This is a genomic window from Paenibacillus sp. F411, assembly GCF_017582705.1.
Lineage (GTDB): Bacteria > Bacillota > Bacilli > Paenibacillales > Paenibacillaceae > Paenibacillus_AQ > Paenibacillus_AQ algicola.
In genome coordinates this window covers 154,892-173,940 of sequence record NZ_JAGFIP010000007.1, presented here as the reverse complement: position 1 = coordinate 173,940, position 19,049 = coordinate 154,892, and the positions used below count along the sequence as shown (strand labels likewise).

General features: G+C 50.7%; 18 protein-coding genes and 1 riboswitch. Of the genes, 2 read left to right on the top strand and 16 right to left on the bottom strand.

The window, feature by feature from the left end; all coding sequences use genetic code 11:
• Positions 1–193 precede the first annotated feature (193 nt).
• Genes JJQ72_RS09920 through JJQ72_RS09900 form a run of 5 tightly spaced genes read right to left on the bottom strand, consistent with a single transcriptional unit; the run spans position 194 to position 4,428 of the window.
• Entirely contained in the window at positions 194–1,204 is a 1,011-nt protein-coding gene (locus JJQ72_RS09920; RefSeq protein WP_208203537.1) for a CobW family GTP-binding protein, read from the bottom strand.
• Positions 1,205–1,229: 25 nt separating this feature from the next.
• A complete protein-coding gene (locus JJQ72_RS09915) occupies positions 1,230–1,655 on the bottom strand; it encodes a Fur family transcriptional regulator (protein WP_208203536.1) in 426 nt (141 codons plus the stop codon).
• A 35-nt stretch (positions 1,656–1,690) separates the two neighbouring features.
• Entirely contained in the window at positions 1,691–2,824 is a 1,134-nt protein-coding gene (locus tag JJQ72_RS09910) for a metal ABC transporter substrate-binding protein (protein ID WP_208203568.1), read from the bottom strand.
• Positions 2,825–2,875: 51 nt separating this feature from the next.
• Positions 2,876–3,772 carry a metal ABC transporter permease gene (locus tag JJQ72_RS09905; protein WP_208203535.1) on the bottom strand — a complete coding sequence of 299 codons (897 nt, stop codon included), beginning with the start codon at positions 3,770–3,772 and terminating at the stop codon, positions 2,876–2,878.
• Positions 3,709–4,428 carry a metal ABC transporter ATP-binding protein gene (locus JJQ72_RS09900; protein WP_208203534.1) on the bottom strand — a complete coding sequence of 240 codons (720 nt, stop codon included), beginning with the start codon at positions 4,426–4,428 and terminating at the stop codon, positions 3,709–3,711. The genes JJQ72_RS09905 and JJQ72_RS09900 overlap by 64 nt, the downstream gene beginning before the upstream one ends.
• Positions 4,429–4,658: 230 nt before the next feature.
• On the opposite strand from JJQ72_RS09900, the gene folE2 reads away from it, so the two are divergent.
• Positions 4,659–5,579 carry a GTP cyclohydrolase FolE2 gene (folE2, locus tag JJQ72_RS09895; protein ID WP_208203533.1) on the top strand — a complete coding sequence of 307 codons (921 nt, stop codon included), beginning with the start codon at positions 4,659–4,661 and terminating at the stop codon, positions 5,577–5,579.
• A 71-nt stretch (positions 5,580–5,650) separates the two neighbouring features.
• On the opposite strand, the gene JJQ72_RS09890 is transcribed toward folE2, so the two are convergent.
• The gene (locus JJQ72_RS09890) at positions 5,651–8,782 is read right to left on the bottom strand and encodes an alpha-mannosidase (RefSeq protein ID WP_208203532.1); all 3,132 of its coding nucleotides are present in this window, start codon (positions 8,780–8,782) and stop codon (positions 5,651–5,653) included.
• 190 nt (positions 8,783–8,972) lie between these two features.
• On the opposite strand from JJQ72_RS09890, the gene JJQ72_RS09885 reads away from it, so the two are divergent.
• Positions 8,973–10,025 carry a LacI family DNA-binding transcriptional regulator gene (locus JJQ72_RS09885; protein ID WP_208203531.1) on the top strand — a complete coding sequence of 351 codons (1,053 nt, stop codon included), beginning with the start codon at positions 8,973–8,975 and terminating at the stop codon, positions 10,023–10,025.
• Positions 10,026–10,047: 22 nt separating this feature from the next.
• Here the strand turns inward: JJQ72_RS09885 and JJQ72_RS09880 are convergent, their stop codons facing one another.
• The 10 genes from JJQ72_RS09880 to JJQ72_RS09835 form a co-directional block, all read right to left on the bottom strand.
• Positions 10,048–10,575, bottom strand: coding sequence for a hypothetical protein (locus tag JJQ72_RS09880; protein ID WP_208203530.1), 528 nt, complete (start codon positions 10,573–10,575; stop codon positions 10,048–10,050).
• A 60-nt stretch (positions 10,576–10,635) separates the two neighbouring features.
• Complete coding sequence (locus JJQ72_RS09875) at positions 10,636–11,028, bottom strand: 2Fe-2S iron-sulfur cluster-binding protein (protein WP_208203529.1); 393 nt, start codon at positions 11,026–11,028, stop codon at positions 10,636–10,638.
• Between the two features lie 90 nt (positions 11,029–11,118).
• On the bottom strand, positions 11,119–11,595 hold the full coding sequence (locus tag JJQ72_RS09870) for a C40 family peptidase (protein ID WP_138225953.1): 477 nt from the start codon (positions 11,593–11,595) through the stop codon (positions 11,119–11,121).
• Between the two features lie 4 nt (positions 11,596–11,599).
• Positions 11,600–11,733: riboswitch (cyclic di-AMP (ydaO/yuaA leader) on the bottom strand.
• A gap of 174 nt (positions 11,734–11,907) precedes the next feature.
• Positions 11,908–12,246 (bottom strand): four-helix bundle copper-binding protein, encoded by a 339-nt coding sequence (locus JJQ72_RS09865; protein WP_175415278.1) that lies wholly within the window; start codon positions 12,244–12,246, stop codon positions 11,908–11,910.
• 81 nt (positions 12,247–12,327) lie between these two features.
• Complete coding sequence (locus JJQ72_RS09860) at positions 12,328–13,476, bottom strand: PQQ-dependent sugar dehydrogenase (protein WP_208203528.1); 1,149 nt, start codon at positions 13,474–13,476, stop codon at positions 12,328–12,330.
• Between the two features lie 63 nt (positions 13,477–13,539).
• The gene (locus JJQ72_RS09855; protein WP_208203527.1) at positions 13,540–15,018 is read right to left on the bottom strand and encodes a UDP-N-acetylmuramoyl-L-alanyl-D-glutamate--2,6-diaminopimelate ligase; all 1,479 of its coding nucleotides are present in this window, start codon (positions 15,016–15,018) and stop codon (positions 13,540–13,542) included.
• A 189-nt stretch (positions 15,019–15,207) separates the two neighbouring features.
• A complete protein-coding gene (locus JJQ72_RS09850) occupies positions 15,208–15,966 on the bottom strand; it encodes a LutC/YkgG family protein (protein ID WP_481856835.1) in 759 nt (252 codons plus the stop codon).
• 26 nt (positions 15,967–15,992) lie between these two features.
• Complete coding sequence (locus tag JJQ72_RS09845) at positions 15,993–17,474, bottom strand: LutB/LldF family L-lactate oxidation iron-sulfur protein (protein WP_208203526.1); 1,482 nt, start codon at positions 17,472–17,474, stop codon at positions 15,993–15,995.
• A complete protein-coding gene (locus tag JJQ72_RS09840) occupies positions 17,471–18,238 on the bottom strand; it encodes a (Fe-S)-binding protein (protein WP_208203525.1) in 768 nt (255 codons plus the stop codon). Before JJQ72_RS09840 ends, JJQ72_RS09845 begins: the two co-directional genes overlap by 4 nt.
• Positions 18,239–18,259: 21 nt before the next feature.
• Positions 18,260–19,036, bottom strand: a complete 777-nt coding sequence (locus tag JJQ72_RS09835) for a DeoR/GlpR family DNA-binding transcription regulator (protein ID WP_208203524.1) — start codon at positions 19,034–19,036, stop codon at positions 18,260–18,262.
• Positions 19,037–19,049: the final 13 nt, after the last annotated feature.

Below are 19,049 nucleotides of genomic sequence, written 5' to 3'. Positions count from 1 at the left end.
GCCATCTAACGCATTATTCTATAACAAGATGGGATTACAAGAATTGAGAAATAAAGCGACCCTGCTTCCATATTACGGGAACTCTCACCTCCTGTAAATATATGTAACGAACAAGCCCTGTGGCTTTCGATACATAAATAAAGAGGATTCCCATCATGAACCCGGGAACCCTCGTCAGGAGGAATATTTAACATTACATTTTACGGTAGCTTGTGATTTCGTCGAGCTGCTTTTTCAAGCTGTCTTTAGAAAATTGTTCGCCGATAAAGGCTGCCACATCCTCAACTTTTCCCTGAGGATTAATACGGAAGGTGTCCACCTTTTGATAAGCATATTGGAACAGCATCCGCTCCCCTGTATCTGCTGCGGTATACACGCCTTTGGCTCTGTAAATATGCTTTGGTAACTGAGTGATCATATTCGTAAAGCTTTCCTGGTCAATCGGCTGTTCAAAATAATACGTGTAAGCCATCACATGACTATGGGTGTGGTGGTGATCAGGCTGCTCTGGTGAAGAGTGGTGATCATGATCAGAACTCGTAGCAGCGTGATCGTTCTTTTGTATACCCTCATATGCAATTGGGCGCGTAGGAATCTCCAGCACTTGCTCCAGCAGCTCATCCTCAATTTGACAGTATGTTGTGACATGCACAGCTGCATGCGGGTTCAGCTTGACCAGCAGCTGCCTCGTTTCATCCAGCTCAGCCGGGCTGATCAAGTCGGATTTGTTAAGGAGCAGGATCGAAGCACAACGTATTTGATCCATCATGAGATGGTATGTTCTTCCTTTTCCTTTTCGATGCCAATGTAGAAAGTGGTTAGCATCCACCACAGAAACCATGGCATGCATTTCAATCGGTATAAGTATCGCAGCATCTGTAACAGCATCAAACGTCTCCATGGGATTAGCTACCCCTGTCGCTTCGACCAAGATTAAGTCCGGAGAAGCTTCCTGTATGAGATCTCTAATCTCTAATCCCAGATCGCCGCTGATACTACAGCAAATACATCCGCTCAGCATCTCCCGCATAGCAATGTCTTCACCGACCAGCAAGCCATCTAAGTTCACATCGCCTACCTCATTCATGATGACGGCTGGAGTAAGCTGCCGGCTGGTATAAAATTGAAGCATTTTGGTAAGTAAGGTCGTCTTCCCGCTTCCTAAAAAGCCTGACAGAATGACGATCGGCACTTTTGTTGTCATTATTGGTGCTCCTTCCGGGGTGGATCTACTGACAGTATTCACATAAGCCGTAAACCTCGAAGCGATGATACATCACTTTCATTTTTTCCGGAAAATGTATAGGTCGATCTAAAGGACAGTAGTCAAAGGGAACAATTTTATCACAAGCTAAACATACCAGATGATGATGGTGCTGGTTTTTGCTAAAGCAGATTTTGAACTTGACCCCATTCTCCATAAAATTAAAGGGCTCTACCATTCCTAACTGGTGAAGAATACGCAAATTGCGATATACGGTATCAAAGCTAACGCCTGGAAAATCGACAAGCATGCGAGCGTAAACATCTTTCGGTGACAGGAAACCCTGTTCCTCCATTAAAATGGCTAGCAGTTTCTGGCGTTGCTCTGTGATTCGATACCCGTTGTTAGACAGAAGCTGAAGCATTTCCTTCATTTCATCTGCTGGTTCCATCCCTGTCTACCTCACTTCTGAATATACTGTCCTCTCTATTCCACTAAAGCTTTCTTTAAAGCATCTCTGTTCATTTCCATAGCGCCGATATAATCGAGATTTTGCTTCAAATCCTCTTCTGTTAAGCCTTCCAGCGGATTCAGCACATCGGTCCTGGCTCCAATTTCATTGGCAATGGTCTGGGCCACCTTGGGCTGAACCAGCTTCTCGAAAAAGATCGTTTTTACGTCATGCTCCTTCGAAAACGTAATAATTTCCGCCATTCGATCCGGAGAAGGCTCCTGATCTGGAGAAAGACCGGCAATCGCAATCTGTGTCAAGCCATACCTTTTCGCGAGATATCCAAACGCTGCGTGCTGCGTAATAAACTCGGTTCGCTTGGCAGCTTTCAAGGCTTCCTCAAAAGATTGATCCAGCTCTTGCAGCTTGGCGATGTAAGCTTCTGCGTTGCTTGCGTAGCTTGCAGCATGAGCGGGATCGGCTTGCTCGTAGGCCTCCAGAATGGTGGCAACCTGCTTCTGGGCAAGTGATGGATCTAGCCATACATGGGGATCTAAGATGGTATCACCCTCTTCATGCTCGTGCTTATCCTCGGCTGCATGGTCGTGTCCCTCTTCATGCTCACCCGCGGACTCACCTTCGTGATCATGACCTTCATCATGACCCTCGTGGCCTTCTTCATGGCCTTCTTCATGGCCTTCGCCGTGACCTTCCTCATGGCCTTCATGCCCTTCCTCATGACCATGATGATGCCCGTGATTGTGACCGTCATCTTCCCCTTCCATCAGCTCGATGCCTTCACTGGCTTTGACAACAATCCGCTTTTCGCTCGATGCACTGGATAATGCATCTTCTACCCAGCCTTCTACGCCGCCGTTATATACAAAAATATCCGCTTCCTTAATTTTGGCCATATCCTGCGGGCTAGGCTCCCAGTCATGGGGCTCCACTCCTGCAGGCACGAGCGCAACAACGTCTGCATGTTCACCTGCGATCTGCTTGCTGAATTCATACATCGGATAAAAGGTCGTCACCACATTTAATCTCTCAGCTTCGCCGTTTTCACCGGTGACCGTTTCCTTCTCTTCATTCCCACACCCTGTCAGCGTCACAACAAGTCCTAACGAGACGAATGCTGTTTTGCTCAACCATTTGTTCCATCTATTCATCATAAACTCTCCTTTGTTCTACCCAATTACAATTCAAAATTTAATCCTTATTTATTGATCCGTTACTGCAGCACGGTCCGTATGCCGCGCCGGCTTCTCCTTCTCGTTCTCCATTCCTCTTTCTTTCCGTTGAGTTCCTTTCTTCCACGCCGATACCAGCCGCTTCATTCCCGTGCCGAGAATAAGCATCAGCAGCAATACAAAAGCAATGGTGCCTCCCGGCGGCGTGCTCAGCTCGTATGATGCAGTCAAACCCAGGAAAACGCCGGATACACCTACCAGCATGGAAATGACCAGGGCAGCCGCAAAGCTAGACGCAATCCGTATCGCAAGGGATGCCGGCAGCACAATGAGCGAGGAAACGAGAAGAACTCCAACAATTGGCATGGCAGCCGCAACGATCATTCCGGTGACGATACTAAAACCGAGCGAGATCCATTGAACAGGTAATCCATTCGCCGTAGCTGCTTCTTCATCGACGATAATTTGATACAGCGGCCTTCGCATCAGGAAGAAAAAGATCCCGCCGATGACGGCGGCCGCACTCATAATAAACAGCTCCATCTGATTAATGGCAACGACAGACCCAAACAAGTAGGACGTAAATCCTGTACTTACATTTTTGCTCAGGCTCATCAAGATCACAGCGGACGAAAGACCTCCGATCATAATAATGGCGATCGAGATTTCGCTGTACGTGTTATAGGCTTTGCGGACATATTCCACAACGACGGCCCCGATCACAACGATGACGATTCCTGTTATTGTCGGGTTAAGCCCCAGGTACACTCCGCCCGCTACACCGGCAAGAGACACATGTGCCAGCATATCCGCCATCAGCGCTTGTCTCCGAAGCATCAGATAAACGCCGAGTACAGATGCTACTATTGCAATGATGCCGCCGGCACAAAATGCCCGCTGCATGAAGTCGTAGTGCAGCATTTCCATCCCCGGTCCTCCTTTCGCTCCAGCTTCACAATACGATGTACATACTGCTCCATCTCCTGCAATGCGTGGGTGACCATTACGACTGTTCTTCCCTGTCCTACGACCTGATTCTGCAAGCACCGATAAAGATCTTCCCGGCTCTCGGAATCCATTCCAGTCGTCGGCTCATCCAGCAGAAGCAAGTCGGGCTCCAAAGCGAGCGCGCGGGCAATACAAATCTTTTGCTTCTGTCCTCCGGACAGCTCCCCGATTCTCTTTTGTCGAAGCTCCCACATCCCCATCTGCTTGAGCGCGTCTTCCACCATCTCATGATCCTTGGTGTTCAATCTGCGGATCCAGGAACCGTGCACATGCCGGCCGGAGCGCACAAATTCAGCCACAGTGCTGGGGAAGGCCGAATTAAAGGCAGCCACCTGCTGGGAAACATAGCCGATTCTAAGCTTGGTCCCATCCTCTTTACGTTTCGCCAGCTGTACCTTTCCGTTCCAAGGCCTCAGCAAGCCCAGCATCAGCTTGAGTAAAGTCGATTTGGCAGCTCCATTCTGTCCGGTAACAGCTATAAATTCACCCTCATCAATATGTACACTGACTTCCTCCAGACAAGGAACATCGTCGTAGCCAAACTCCACATTATTCATCGATATGATCGTTGCCATCTCTTTGAAACCACCTTTCCCCTTACGAGCCTTACGAACTACATCCTGGCAGCTATATTTCATACGTAAACATTACGATTATTAATAGTAACAATTACGAATAATATTTTAACAACTCCACTCCTCCGCGTCAATGGCAAGGTGCTTTGACATCTATTTCTACTCTCATTTATAATAAAAAATAATTCGTAAGTATTACGATTACTACAGATCATACTAAGGAGAAGCCCATGAACTCAAATCACCCTTTTGTTTTACCGGACAAGAGCCGGAGGCATACTATTTTCGGTTCGGTAGACCCTACTCCAGGTCATAAGCCTACTACTAAAGAGGATATGATTGATTTACAGAATCAAAAAGATAATTACTTGTTTCCTCTCGATCAGGTAGGCATCAGTCGAGTGCGCCATCCCATACAAATCCAGTCAAGCCTGGCTCCCTTTGTACAGACAAGCATAGCGACTCTTGAACTAACAACAAGCCTCAAGCTGGAATCCAAAGGAATTAATATGAGCCGTTTGACAGAGCATTTGGAGGCCTATCGCCATAAAGGTCTGACGGCTGAACTCTCGCTGCTATGTACGTTTTTAGAGGAGCTGTCCCAATATATGGAGGCCCATCATGCCGAGATCACGGTGTCTTTCCCGTGGTTTTTCGAGCGGACTGCACCTGTGTCGGGTTTGAGCGGATTAAGTCATGCTGATGTGAGCATGAAGGTGATTTATGAGGAAGGAAAGCCTTTCACCGCTAACATGGGCTTGAGCGTTGCTGTTACAACACTGTGTCCGTGCTCCAAAGAAATTAGTGAATACAGCGCCCATAATCAGCGCGGTGTTGTCACCCTATCGGTGGTCGTGGACCCCTTGATGGCTCCTAGCTTTGACTGGAAAACCGTGCTTCTGCATGCTGCGGAATCTAATGCCAGCAGTGCCCTGCACCCCATTTTAAAGCGTCCGGATGAGAAAAAAGTAACGGAGCACGCCTATGAGAATCCCCGCTTCGTAGAAGATATGGTTCGCCTTGTGGCTGCCGATTTATATGAGATTGAAGAGGTACAAGCCTTTACCGTTGAGTGTAGGAACGAGGAATCGATCCACCTTCATGATGCGATAGCGCGAATCACGTACGACAAGCGAAATGAAAGGCATTGATGGTCCGCGGATGAGCTGGCAAGTACAGCAAAAGACCCATGAAGCACATCTTCATGGGTCTTTTGAGCATCTTATTGTATTTTGATCGATTTTACTTCAAAAGGCTTGCAATCCAGAGTAATGCTGCCATCCTCCACCTTCAGCGCCTGTTGATCCAGCTCATCCTCCAGCAAATTGACAGAAGTGACTCTGATGCCTGGGTAAGGCCAGCTCAAGGTCACGGTTTCCCGGCCTCCTGAGGATTCGTACAGCCGCACGATGGTGCCTTCGCCCTTCTCGGCCGGCTTTACGGTATCGAGGATCACATGGCGGCTGCTCAGCTTCAGCCAGGATAGCTCAGCAGGCCGTGCAGGTGTCGAAGCCGCGGCTTCTTTTAGGGCTTCAACGATGTGAACCGGCGTGTTCAGCTCAGCAGCCTCTCGGACTGTATGAGCCTGACTCCAGCTTCCTTCATGCGGGTACAGCGCGTATGTGAACTCGTGCTCTCCGCGGTCAGCCGCAACATCCGGCCAGGATGGCGCGCGCAGCAAGGACAGGCGCATCACCCCATCCTTGATGTCATAGCCGTATTTGCAGTCGTTCAGCAGGCTGACTCCAAATCCGTTCTCCGACACATCTGCCCAGCGGTAGCCGCACACCTCGAATTGCGCCTGCTCCCAGCTGGTGTTGCGATGGGTCGGGCGCTCCAGTGCGCCAAACGGAATCTCATAGCTTGCTTTGGACGCCACCAGATCTACGGGAAAAGCGACCTTCAGCAGCTTATGATCCTCTTTCCAATCCACATGCGTCTTAAAATCCACCCGTCTGCGATCTTCATAGAAGGTCATTTCTTGGGTGATGACTGATTGTCCCAATTTCCAGGTGAAGCTGAGCACTTGCTTGACCCGTCCTCTCAGCAATACCTTTTTCTGAATCAGCGTCACTTGATCTGCCCGCTTCGTTTCATAACGGGGATCGATGTCCCACGCGTCCCAGTAGGTTGGACGGTCATGGAATAGCTGCAGCTCATTTGCAACGCAGCCTGCAGAGATAAGCTCCCGGTTACTGAGCTTATCATACCAGCTGGTAATTTCACCTAGTTCATTAAAGATCAGCTTGTAAAACGGGGTATCTATCCCCTCTCCCAAATCCTCATGGATTGCAGCAGCTTCGATTGCCGGGTCAGAGCCCGATACAGCGGCCGGCTGGACCCAGATTGTCTTATATCCAAATCCCGGAATTTCTTTGACCTGGATCGTTAAGGTTACGCCCGCTCCCGTACCCTGGCTCACATCAAACATAAGGGGACCCTGCGCATCATAAACGGCAGCATGGCGCAGCTCTTCGCCGCCTTGAATTTCGATCGTCTCGTTACGGCTCCAGCCCAGGCTGTTATAGATGACATATGCCCCTCCATCCCGTGAAGAGACATCTACCTGAGCGGTAATCGCCGCAAGCGAGTTTTTCAAAGACCCTTCTCCAATTTCAAAAATACGCCCGTACTCCGCCGTTGACGTTTCATATGCCTCCGGTATGGCTGTTCCCGGAATAATATCATGGAATTGATTCAGCAGAATCAGCTTCCATCCTTCCTCCAGGTTCTGGGCGGGAAGGGCTGAAGCCACATCCAGTGAAGCCATGGTTCCCCAGAGCTCGGCATCCCGATACAGCCGCTCAGCATAACGGTTATAGCGCTTGTTCTTGGCATGAGTAGTATATGTGCCCCGGTGCAGCTCCAAATACAGATCGCCATGCCACTTCGGCAGCTGAGGCTGCTTCTGTTCGATACTCTGGAAGAAATCTGCCGCCGTCGCAAAGCGTACCTTCGGCTGCCCCGGCATCAGATCACCGCGCCGCACATACTCTACCATCTCATGAGTCACACCGCCGCCGCCATCACCATGTCCATACAGAAGCATCAGCTCATCCTGCTGATCCTTGTGACCAAAGGACTGCCAGTGCTCGTGAATGTCCTTGGGCAGTGTATGCTCATTCACGCCATGATTCTGATAGGAAAGCAGCTCTGTTCCATCGATACCGACCCAATAAAACAAGTCATACGGAAATTTGTTCGTATCATTCCAGCCCAGCTTCGTCGTCATGAAGTAGCGTACTCCCGCCTGCTTCAGCAGCTGTGGAAGTGAAGCACAATACCCGAAAGTATCCGGCAGCCACTCAATATCGGAACGCTTCCCGAACTCTTGTTCATAAAATAGCTGGCCGTGCAGCATTTGACGCACCAATGACTCGCCGTTTGGAATATTGAGATCCGGCTCAACCCACATTCCGCCGACGAGCTCCCATCGGCCTTCCGCGATGAGCGACTTGATTTTGCTATACAGCTCCGGGTAATGCTCTTTGACAAAAGCGTATAAAATAGGCTGGCTCTGACTGTATTTAAAGTCCGGATATTTCTCCATCAGCGTGGTAACCGTGGAAAAGGTCCGGCTGACCTTGCGTACCGTTTCCCGGACCGGCCATAGCCAGGCAATATCAATATGGGATTGTCCTACCATATGCATGACGCCATTCAAGCCCTCATCCGGCTTCTCTTGACGTACCTTGTCCAAGAGCTTGGACTCAATCGCCGAGATGCGCTGCCCGTCAGCCAGCACTGCATCTGCAGCGCCATACAATTCATCCATCACCTGCGTCAACTGCTTGTGAATGCGAAGACGCCGCAAATCCTCCTCTGGGAGATAGCGGCAGGCTTCATACGCAACTTTCACGGAATGCAGGAGGTTCTGAACCGGTTCATTAACCCAGACCAGCCGGCTCGTAATGCCTGAAATGACAGGCTGAATCACCGCCTGCTTATTTAAAGGATCTACGGGCTCCGGTATGGGATCATACAGCTCGATGTCCAGCTGTGGTGCAGTCCCTACCCTCGCCGCAGGCAGCGGTACAAACCAATGGTTACGATCCAGACCATGATACGGCTCTCCATTCACCTTTAACAAACCTTCTCCACCCGCCTCAAATACAAGAGCAGCCTCTGCACCTTGCCAGTGAGACGGAATTTCCACCTGCTTGCTTAGAAAATACGTAATCCCATGCTGGCTGTTCAACGGATTTACGGAGGTCAGCTCCGGCTGCTCCGTCAACCTTTCATACACCCCGGGCGTGATGTATTTAGCCTTTTGCATATTCCATTCCGTAATCTCAATGCCTTCTCTCCACTGCTTGTCTGACAAAAACTGAATAAACCGCTGGATGTAAATCATAGGCTGCCGTCCTTTCGTGACTTGAAGAAGTGAGCATAAAGCATATAATGCCTTCTTTATATATTGTTATTTTTGTTATCATCAACTATCATAACGTTATTAGCCTTTAGTGTACTTCGGAGCGTATTATACGTCAATGCGATTTCATGAAGTATTGGAATCAAGGAATCAACGTAGAGGAGAATTGAATATGTCACGAAAAGTATCGATTCAAACCTTGGCCGACCAGCTTGGCCTGTCCAAATATGCCGTTTCCAGAGCATTGAGCGGTAAGTCAGGCGTCAGTGAAGCGACACGCAGCCGGGTGCTGGAGCTAGCCAGAGCATCAGGCTATCGCACTTCAATAGCTATGGCTAAGCCTGACAACCAGGAATCGCCGGATGACAACCGGGAGGCTTCCTTCGTGCTGATCTGCATGAAGCAGCAGAACCGCGGCGAGCCGAATTACTGGGAGCGGGTTCTGTCAGGCATGCTTGCAGCCTGTGAGGAGCGAGGATGGCTGCATGCAATCGTATCTCCGCCGCAGGAGCTGTCGCCTGCAGACGTTCCGGCAGAGCAGCTCATTGCCCCTCATGTCCATTGGGATCAATGCATTGGCATCATTGTTATGGGGGCTTTTCCATATCCGCTGCTGCAGCGAATGGCAGATATCCAGCTTCCCTTAGTCCTTGTGGATCATCAGGAGCCGCTGCTGCAGTGTGATACGGTTCGCCATGACGATGTGAATGCCGGATCCACAGCTTCTACGTTTCTCCAGTCACAGCATTGTCGGCGTATTGGCTTCATTACCGACGATGGACGCTCGGCGAGCTTTTTGCAGCGAAGGATCGGTGTTCAATTAGGTGTGGGTGGTGACTTTTTGCAGCAAGGCACGACTCTGCTGGAATGGCAGGTGCCCTACGAAAGAGGTCATTGGGGAGATGAAGTGCTGAAATCTCTGGAGCAGATCCCGGAGGACGAGCGTCCTGACGGATGGATTGGGGCGAACGATGATATCGCGCTGGAGTGGATGGAGACTTTGCAAAAACACGGCTACTCCATTCCGGAGGACTGCCGGGTCATCGGCATAGATAATGTGTGGGGGGCTTCACTCTCCGCTCCGCCACTTACAACGATTCAGCTGAGCAAGGAAGAGCTGGGTGCCCGGGCCATTGAAGCGCTGGAACGGCGCCTGCATCGCCCGGGGGCACCGGTGGAAACGATCATGCTTTCTACCCGGCTAATTCCGCGGAAATCGGCCTAACGATCACTTTTGGCAGTAGATATTATAAAGTGATCCTGCTCCATCGGCTGTCATACTGCTGCAGCCGAGGATGAAGTGAAGCGGGCTCCTCCAGAAGCAGCAAGCGAATCTTGACAATCCACTCCTGAAACACATGATAAGAGGCGAAGGCATTGGCTGTTTCTCCAGACACCAGCAGAAAATACGGAGCTGGATTCTTCTCGGTCAGGTGGCGGAGGGCGGCTTCGATCGGGACGTATTTTTTCCGTTTGCCTTCCCAGGCGTCCAGCTCGATATCACCTACGCTTTGCTCCTGAATCCAGTCCTGTAATGCGTTTTCTCTTTTATAAAAGGAGGTCCCCTCCCGTTTATACATTCGTTTCATCGTCTGTTCATGGAGTGGATAAAGCACGAGCCGCTGAAATGCCTGCTCGCTCTTCACCTGTACCGCTTGAGACAGCCCTTGCTCTCTGCCGATTTCTTCAAAAGGATCATAATAGATCAGTGTGCCTTTGGTTGTCTCCACAGGGGGGACATATCCATAGGGCACCTTTTGCAGGTTTCGAGTCATACACATTCCCTCCTAACCGTTATACAAGATAGCATGCGGCATCTGGCGCTCTCCTTATTCCTAGAAATAAGGCGTGTGCCGAATCGTCATATCTCCGGGCTGCTTCACCTTGGCTTGGCAGCCTAACCGGTAGCCTTCCTCCAGCTCCTCCGGATCGAGCCGAGCCTCCTCAGCCTCGTTCGGAGAGGAGAGCAGCTCCTCTCCTTCCAGTATGATGCAGCGGCATCGCGCACAGGTTCCACGTTTGCAAAAGGAGCTCCATTCAACCTGATGCATCTCCGCGATCTGAAGAACGGTCTCCCCGATGATCGGCTCTACCGACCTCTGCACACCGGATTTAATGAGAAGCAGGGTGCGCTCTTCATCCCGCTCCGTTGTGATCACGAGCTCCGGCTCAGGGTTAGAAACGGGCTTACGGCGTTGATTCAGATATGACTTCAGTCGCTTGAGCATGGAATCACCCCCTCCTTCATATCTCCATGATACACAAAAAGCCTGCGAAGTTCATCGCAGGCCCCTGATTCCAATCATAATACCTCTTGCTTAGCTGATTTCGCCCACCATCTGGATGTAATCCTTCTGGTCGATCACCCGGCGTGCAGTCACGTACTTGCTGTCATAGTAAGACTCGCTCAGCTTGCTGATTCTTACACCTTTACTGGTGGAAGCATGCGCAAATTGACCGTTACCAATGTAGACTCCGGCATGAGATACGCCTCTGCCCGACGTATTGAAGAATACCAGATCACCAAGCCTTAAATCATCACGCTCTACCTTCACACCTACGGTAGCCTGGGCTGCGGAGGTACGTGGCAGGTCTACATTATACTTGCTGAATATGTACAAAATGAATCCGGAGCAGTCAAATCCACTTACGGTCGTGCCGCCCCACTTATAAGGGGTTCCGACAAGCTTAGTCACTTCAGCTTGAAGCTTCGGCCCCTGATCTGCGAATGCCGTAACCGCACCCGATGAAAAGATTAAAGCAGAACCTAATACAGACAATAGCAGCTTCTTCAAAAGATAGTGCTCCCTTCGGTGCCTACGGAGTTAGCTAAGGGTTCGGTTAAGGGTCCCCTATATTCCCTCTCAAACAAGAATAATTCACCCGGCAGTGGTTCCCCCGTTTTCTATATCGAAATTCGGCATATTAATGAATTTTTTGTAACTCTCTCCCTTAATGTAGTACATCACAGGACAAGCTGTCAATCATTTTTGTAACTAATTTGTCATGGGTTGCAGTGAGGGCTTGGAGCATGACAAAAACAGCCCCAAACACATTCATTAGGAAGTGTTCAGGGCTGTTTATAGGACTTCATAATAGCGTATTAGTTAGGCCGCCATCTCCCGGCAGGCCTTGGCACATGAGAAGCAGGCCTCCGCACATTGACGGCAGTGCTCATGCTCGTGCTTGCTGCACTCGTTTCCGCAAGCCTCGCACATTTCAGCACAGGCCTCACAAATTTGCTTCATATAGCTGCTATTCATCGACATTGCTTGAGCTGCAAAAGCGCAGAGCTCTGCACATTCGCGATCCATTCGGATACATTCCTTCATCATTTGCAGGTCTTCTTCCTCCAGGCAGGCACTGTAGCAGCGATTGCATGCCTGCATGCAGCGCAGGCACTCGTCAATACATTGCTGAAGCTTTTCAGGTGATATGGTTGACATAAGATGTGCTCCTTTCCTGTAAAAGATTTATTCTGCCCTGGACAGGTCTCCTTTATCATTAAACAGCTCCTGCATATTTAATCATTTCTGCTCTTGCTTTGGCTGAAGCAGCAGCAGGCGGTCATCTCCTGGAGATGGTGTCCCGCGTCCGTCAGTATTGTTCGTAATGAGGTAGACTCCATCCTCACTCATCTGTACATCGCGAATTCTGCCGACACCGTCCAGCACAGTGTTCAGCTTCTTCTTTTCAAGATCAAAGCGGTATAATGCTTCTCCCCTCAGACCCGCAATCAGAAGCATATCCTCTTGTTCATAAAGAGTTCCCGAAGGGGCAATGGCTTCCTCGCCGGTATGAAGCAAAGGAGGCACCATCCCTTCCTGCTGCTCATCCCCGATGTTATCCGGCCAGCCATAATTACTGCCCGGCTCAATGCTGTTTATCTCATCATGCCCGCCAACACGGCCGCTGGGACCATGCTCGGAATTGAACATGCGCCCTGCCGCATCCCAGGCAAGACCTTGAGAATTGCGGTGTCCGTAGGAATACACATAGGAGTTCGGAAAAGGATTGTCTTCCGGAATCGAGCCATCCGGGTTCATACGTAATATTTTGCCGCCCAGGCTCTCGACATTCTGTGCCATCTCTCCTTCACCTGCATCCCCGGTAGTCAAATACAGCTTCTTATCGGGCCCCCATTTCATGCGTCCGCCATTATGCACATTAGAGCCCGGGATGTCCTCAATGAACGCCTCGACCTCCTGCCAAGCCTCTTCCTCCTGTCGAATGAGTATGACGCGATTCTTCATTTCGCCGCCTTCCTCGTACGTGTGATAAGCGTAAGCTAATCGGCTGCTAGCAAAGTCCGGGGCCAGCACAAGGCCCAATAGCCCTCCTTCACCCTGCGCCTTAACAGGCTGCTTCGTATCCACCGGAAGACGCTCCCGATGACCATCCTTCAGCGATACAATCTGTCCTTCCCGTTCACTGATGTAAATATCCTTCCCGGAGATCGCAATGGACCATGGAATCTGCAATTCTTCTGCGACTACGCTGTACGTGTACGACCCGTCGGAGCTTTCCTGCTCACTATTCTGCTTCGGCGCTTGGCTGCCGGAAGAATGCTGATCCACAGGGGCTTCCTGGTCCCCGGATGACTCATCCTGTACTGGACTGGATGAGCACGAGAACAATAACGCCGCGGACAGTAACCATATCCAGGATTTTTTCATGTGCTGAACCTCCTCTGTTTCGATAAATAAAAATACTGCCGGATTTCCGGCAGTATTTAACATTTACACCCGCACCATATGAGACTGGACAATGTCGGCATCACTCATCTGCTGCAACCCGTCAGAAGTGTAGAGGAATTTCTCGTGTCCACGCCCGGTAATCAGAATCCGATCGCCTGCATTCGCCGAATGAATGGCTTGAAGAATCGCATCCTGACGGTTCGCGACAAATTCACTCTTAGACAAATGCTGCTCCGACAGCCCCTGCCTCATATCGAGAAAGATATCTTCAATCTGCTCTGAGTATACATTGTCTGACGTAAATACAACACCATCTGCCAAATCAGCCGCAATACCGGCCATGATGGGACGCTTTAATCGGTCTCTTTCACCTCGACAGCCCATGACGCAAATAATTTTGCCTGAAGTGCACTCTCGAGCCGTTAGCAGCGCAGCCTTCAGCCCTTCCGGATTGTGGGCATAATCTATGGTGATATTAAAGTCTTGGCCCGTCGATACATCCTCAAATCTTCCGGATATCCCTGTAAAGGATTGCAGCCCTCGGGTAATCTCATCCCAGGACAGCCCTTCGCATGAACAGATCGCAGCCGCTGCAAGAGCATTGTACACATTATGAAGTCCTGGAACCTTCAATACTACAGGGTACTGATCCCCCGTGTAGGTCTGAATTGTGAACCTGGTGCCTTGCTCGGCTCTTTCGACCTGAATGCCGCGGAGATGACAGTCTTCACCGAGGCCATAAGTAACCACCTGTGCGGCCGTTCTTTTGGCATAGTATGCGGATGCAGCATCGTCTCCGTTCAGCACCGCGGTTTTCTGCATATCGTCTACGCTATTGCCAAGTCTTGAGAACAGCAGCTCCTTAGAGCCTCGATACTCGTCCATATGATGATGATAGTCCAGATGATCGTGGGCGAGATTTGTAAATGCAGCGGTTTGAAAACCACAGCCCAGCACTCTCCCCATATCCAGACCATGAGAGGATACCTCTACGACCGCGTACTCGGCACCGGCATTCGCAATCGTTCTTAAGAATTTCTGAAGTCGCAATGGATCCGGCGTTGTGTTCACGGCTTCTTCCTGAATGTCTTTATAGGTCATACTCAAGGTGCCAACACTACCCGCATTGCGACCGGATGCATTGAGGAGATGCTCCACCATATGGGCGGTGGTTGTTTTGCCGTTCGTCCCGGTAATGCCGATCAGGCGAAGTCCACAGGATGGATTGTCATAAAAAGCATTGGCGATGATCGGCAGCGCACGCCGGGTGTCAGGCACGATGACGAGACTCACTTCCGGTGGTACACCGGGAATGAAGCGCTCCGCCATAATGGCTGCCGCTCCGTTGCGGATGGCCTCCTCCGCGTACTGATGTCCGTCCTGCTGAAAACCGGTAATGCAAATAAACATGCCGCCCGGCTCTATTTTTCGTGAATCGATCTCAATCTGGCTGATATCCATCTCAAGGTCCCCAGTTATGCGCTTTAGCTTCAGCTGATCAATCATACGTGATAATTTCATGGCGTAACCTCACTAGGAACTAGGATGATGGTCTTTGTATGTTTACCCTATTTCGGACCTGCCTATACCCGGCAGCCGGCCTGCAGGTTCACAACAAGAAAAGAGCATATCTGGTCATTACCCAAAAAATCGCTCTTTGCACCTAAAAATGCGGCACGATGAATATATCGGTATAATTGAAGCAACTGTTTACCACAGATCAACGAGCAGGGCATACACAATGCCTGGACCATGAACACCAATAGTGAGATCGTTCTCAATGTCTGCCGACCGGCTTGGCCCGGATATGAAATGAATACCTGCCGGAAGTTTCTCTCGTCCCGCACGGTCCAGCTCCGCAAGAACTTCGCCCAGCCTGGTCACGAGCCGGCTTACAGGGATAATCGCAATTAACACTGCGGGCAGCAAACTGACGGATCGACCCTGGTGCGCCGAGGATTTAGTAACGAGCGAGCCTGTATAGGCTACGGCATGATCGGCTTCGATTACCCCAATCTCAGCCCGCGCCGCATGCTCGATCCCATTGATGTCCCCTTCGTCATTCCAGACTGTAACCTGTGCATGCTGCAGCTGCTGTGCGAGCCTTAACCGATCAAGACCAGGCTGATGATGCATTAATATGCGGGTAGCCTTCATTTCTTCTGCAAGGCCTACGATGAAATTCGCAGCTTCCGCCGAGGTTGCTAGATGTACAGCCTGTCCGCCTGCAGCCTGAAAATTGGCTGTAAATTGCTGCAGCTGTTCTTCCGTGGTCCATTGAAAGGAGTTCCAGAATTCAGGTGCTCCGCGAAAGGGCTGCTCCGGCTTGGATTGAATACGCGGTCTGTTCAGTCTGGCTGCAATGCCTTCCATAAATGACTTCTGTTTCAGAAGAGAGGCAGCCTGAAGCTCGGCTAGCCAAGCTTCTCGGGAATTCGGACTCCCGGCACCAGATTGATCGGCATTCACATTGTGCGAGCTGGATCGATTCTGCTTCAAGACTCATCACCTCCGCGCTGCCGCTTCTTCAGCTCTGAAGCAAGTCTTTGCTCCAGCTCTTGCGGCATGTTCTGATGCTCTGACTCTAGCTCCTGCTTCAGATTGGGCCACTGCTGCCTGAACGATTGGTCCGGAATCGCCGGCGTGACACGGTATGTGTTCCACCCTTTCAATGGCCCCGCTTGAATAGTTATCTCACCTGAGCGTACCACCAGCTTCTGCCCGACCCGTCCCAGCCGGACTGCAGCACGGTAGCGCCTGGAATTGTTCATGACGGCGGCAAAGCCCTTCATTCCGATCGCCTCCAGCTTGCTGCCACGTCCCGCCTCTACCTTGCGCCTTCGTAAATAGACAAGCATGTCATGCAATGGAATCTTGACAGGACAAGCCTCGTAGCAGGCACCGCAGAGACTGGACGCATTCGCAATATCATCCCACTCTGCGACGTTTTTTTTCAGTGCAGGGGTCAGAACCGCTCCGATGGGGCCGCTGTAAGTGCCTCCATAAGCATGACCACCAATCTGGCGATACACCGGACATGCATTCAGGCAGGCGCCGCAGCGGATACAATTCAGCAGCTCCTGAAATTCCGGATCTCCGAGCTGCAGAGAGCGGCCATTATCCAGAATAATAATATGCATTTCATCCGGTCCATCTCCATCTTCTGCGCGTCTAGGACCTGTAATTCCTGACATGTAAACCGTCAGCTTCTGCCCGGTCGCGGATCTGGGCAGCAGCGTAGCCATGACTTCAAGATCATTCCAGGAAGGAATGATCCGCTCCATTCCCATGAGGGTGATCTGAGTCTTCGGAACCGTAGTTACCATACGCGCATTGCCTTCATTCTCAAACAGCACAATGGAACCGGTCTCGGCGATGGCAAAATTACATCCTGTCATGCCAATATCAGCCTCAAGAAACCTTTCCCGCAGCTTGCTCCGGACAAATCCGGCCAGAATGGAGGTTTCAGGGGGAAGAGTCTCACCTGCTTCTTTGGATAGAAGCTCTGCGATCTGATATCGGTTCTTATGAATGGCAGGAATAATAATGTGAGATGGAGCTTCGTTAGCCAGCTGGATAATGTACTCTCCGAGATCTGTCTCGATCGCTTCTACACCGATGGACTCCAGTTCCCGATTCAAATGCAGCTCCTCAGACACCATCGATTTCGATTTAACCACTGACCTCGCAGCGGTTTGCTTCGCAATGCTAAGCGAGAGCTCCACCGCCTCTTGCGCATTGTCTGCAAAATGCACATGCACCCCGTTCGCTCGGGCATTGTCTGCGAACTGGGTCAAGTAATAATCCAGGTGAGCAATGGTGTGCAGCCGGATCTGCCTGCCGCGCTCCCGCCATGCCTCCCAATTGCCATGCTCTTCAGAGGCTTTAATCTTGCCGCTGCGCAGCCGCTCTGTCGTAAACCTTACGGCACTGCGGAGGAAATCGTTATCCAGGGCAAGTCGCGAGCGCTTTTTCACACTACCCTTAGGCGCTGAACTATTGCCTGCTTCACCTCCTGCTTCTCAAGCCCCTCGTATAGCAGCTCAACGAGGTGCATCACCCGAATCTTTTCCCCTCTGAAGCGAAGGTGTCCAGCGATGTTCATCAGACAGGCCATGTCCAGACCGACCAGCACCTCGGCCTCGGTTTCAATGACATGATCTCCTTTTTCCGTGACCATGGCTCCGGAAATATCGGCCATCTTGACCGCAAATGTGCCGCCGAACCCGCAGCAGTCCTCCGCGAACGGCAGAGGCACCAGCTCAAGACCCGCGACCTGGCTCATGAGCTGCATAGGCTCTTCTTTTACGCCAAGCAGGCGGCTGCCATGACAGGATGGATGATACGTTACCTTATGAGGAAAGATCGCACCTACATCTGTAATACCGAGAACGTTGACTAAAAATTGCGTAAATTCATACGTTTTGTCTTGAAGGAGCTTGGCTTTGTGAAGATATTCCGGTTCATCCTTGAACAGACTGCTGTAATGATGGATCATATACGTGCACGAGCCGGAGGGAGAAATCACAAAATCACTGTCTGTAAACGCATCCAAAATGGAACGCGCGCTTTTCTTCGCGTCATCCCAATAACCGCTGTTGTACGCCGGCTGTCCGCAGCAGGTTTGACTCTCCGGGAAATTCAAATCAAGCCCATAGCGCGCGAGCAGGCGCACCATGGACGTCGTGACATGTGGAAAAAGAGTGTCGCTCAAGCAGGTCGCAAAAATCGATATTTTCATGCGGAGCACCTCCACTTTAATTTATACCGGAATCACTGTAATCCCAAGCTCTTTGCAGGCTTGCAGGCTCTCGGGCTGCACCCGCTCATCTGTAATGATCGTATCCACGCTTTTCAGATCTGCCACCTGCTTAAATGCAAGAATGCCAAACTTGCTTGAATCAGCCAGCAATACAACCTTCTCGGCAATTCCGATCATCTTGTGCTTGACTCTGGCTTGAAGCTCATTGGATTCGCTTAACCCACGCTCTAAATGCACTCCTTTGAAAGACATAAACGCCAAATCTACGTAATAGGAATCGAGCGCCCGCTCAGCTAGAGGCCCCACAAAAGAAAGAGAATGATGTGCCATAATCCCTCCAACGGATATGACTTCAATCTTTTCCTTGCCTCCTAATTCAGCTGCGGCCTTCATTGAATTGGTCAACACTGTAAGCGGAATATCCGGGATAAGTTGAGCAACGTACCACGCAGTAGAGCTGGCATCTAACAGAATTTTCTGATGTGGCTGTATCAGCTTGACTGCCGCTTTAGCGATCCGCTGTTTCTCCGCTGCATTCGCGACTTCCCTTTCGAAAAATGGCGTCTCTGGCTGGGATCGTCCGGGAGCAGAATGACTATGAACGCTGACCGCGCCTCCATGAGAACGGCGCAGCTGACCGGATCTTTCAAGTCGGTCCAGATCACGCCGGATCGTCTCCTCTGTCACTCCACAAATCTCACTTAATTCGCTCACTCGAATGCTGCCCCGCTCATTGACAAGCTGCACTATTTTTTCGTATCGCTCTACAACCAACATCCCGTTCCATCCC

Bases quoted from the DNA above. Each gene is read 5' to 3' on its own strand.
- JJQ72_RS09920 (WP_208203537.1), bottom strand. From the start codon at position 1,204: ATGACAACAAAAGTGCCGATCGTCATTCTGTCAGGCTTTTTAGGAAGC.
- JJQ72_RS09915 (WP_208203536.1), bottom strand. From the start codon at position 1,655: ATGGAACCAGCAGATGAAATGAAGGAAATGCTTCAGCTTCTGTCTAAC.
- JJQ72_RS09910 (WP_208203568.1), bottom strand. From the start codon at position 2,824: ATGAATAGATGGAACAAATGGTTGAGCAAAACAGCATTCGTCTCGTTA.
- JJQ72_RS09905 (WP_208203535.1), bottom strand. From the start codon at position 3,772: ATGGAAATGCTGCACTACGACTTCATGCAGCGGGCATTTTGTGCCGGC.
- JJQ72_RS09900 (WP_208203534.1), bottom strand. From the start codon at position 4,428: ATGGCAACGATCATATCGATGAATAATGTGGAGTTTGGCTACGACGAT.
- folE2 (WP_208203533.1), top strand. From the start codon at position 4,659: ATGAACTCAAATCACCCTTTTGTTTTACCGGACAAGAGCCGGAGGCAT.
- JJQ72_RS09890 (WP_208203532.1), bottom strand. From the start codon at position 8,782: ATGATTTACATCCAGCGGTTTATTCAGTTTTTGTCAGACAAGCAGTGG.
- JJQ72_RS09885 (WP_208203531.1), top strand. From the start codon at position 8,973: ATGTCACGAAAAGTATCGATTCAAACCTTGGCCGACCAGCTTGGCCTG.
- JJQ72_RS09880 (WP_208203530.1), bottom strand. From the start codon at position 10,575: ATGACTCGAAACCTGCAAAAGGTGCCCTATGGATATGTCCCCCCTGTG.
- JJQ72_RS09875 (WP_208203529.1), bottom strand. From the start codon at position 11,028: ATGCTCAAGCGACTGAAGTCATATCTGAATCAACGCCGTAAGCCCGTT.
- JJQ72_RS09865 (WP_175415278.1), bottom strand. From the start codon at position 12,246: ATGTCAACCATATCACCTGAAAAGCTTCAGCAATGTATTGACGAGTGC.
- JJQ72_RS09860 (WP_208203528.1), bottom strand. From the start codon at position 13,476: ATGAAAAAATCCTGGATATGGTTACTGTCCGCGGCGTTATTGTTCTCG.
- JJQ72_RS09855 (WP_208203527.1), bottom strand. From the start codon at position 15,018: ATGAAATTATCACGTATGATTGATCAGCTGAAGCTAAAGCGCATAACT.
- JJQ72_RS09840 (WP_208203525.1), bottom strand. From the start codon at position 18,238: ATGAAAATATCGATTTTTGCGACCTGCTTGAGCGACACTCTTTTTCCA.
- JJQ72_RS09835 (WP_208203524.1), bottom strand. From the start codon at position 19,036: ATGTTGGTTGTAGAGCGATACGAAAAAATAGTGCAGCTTGTCAATGAG.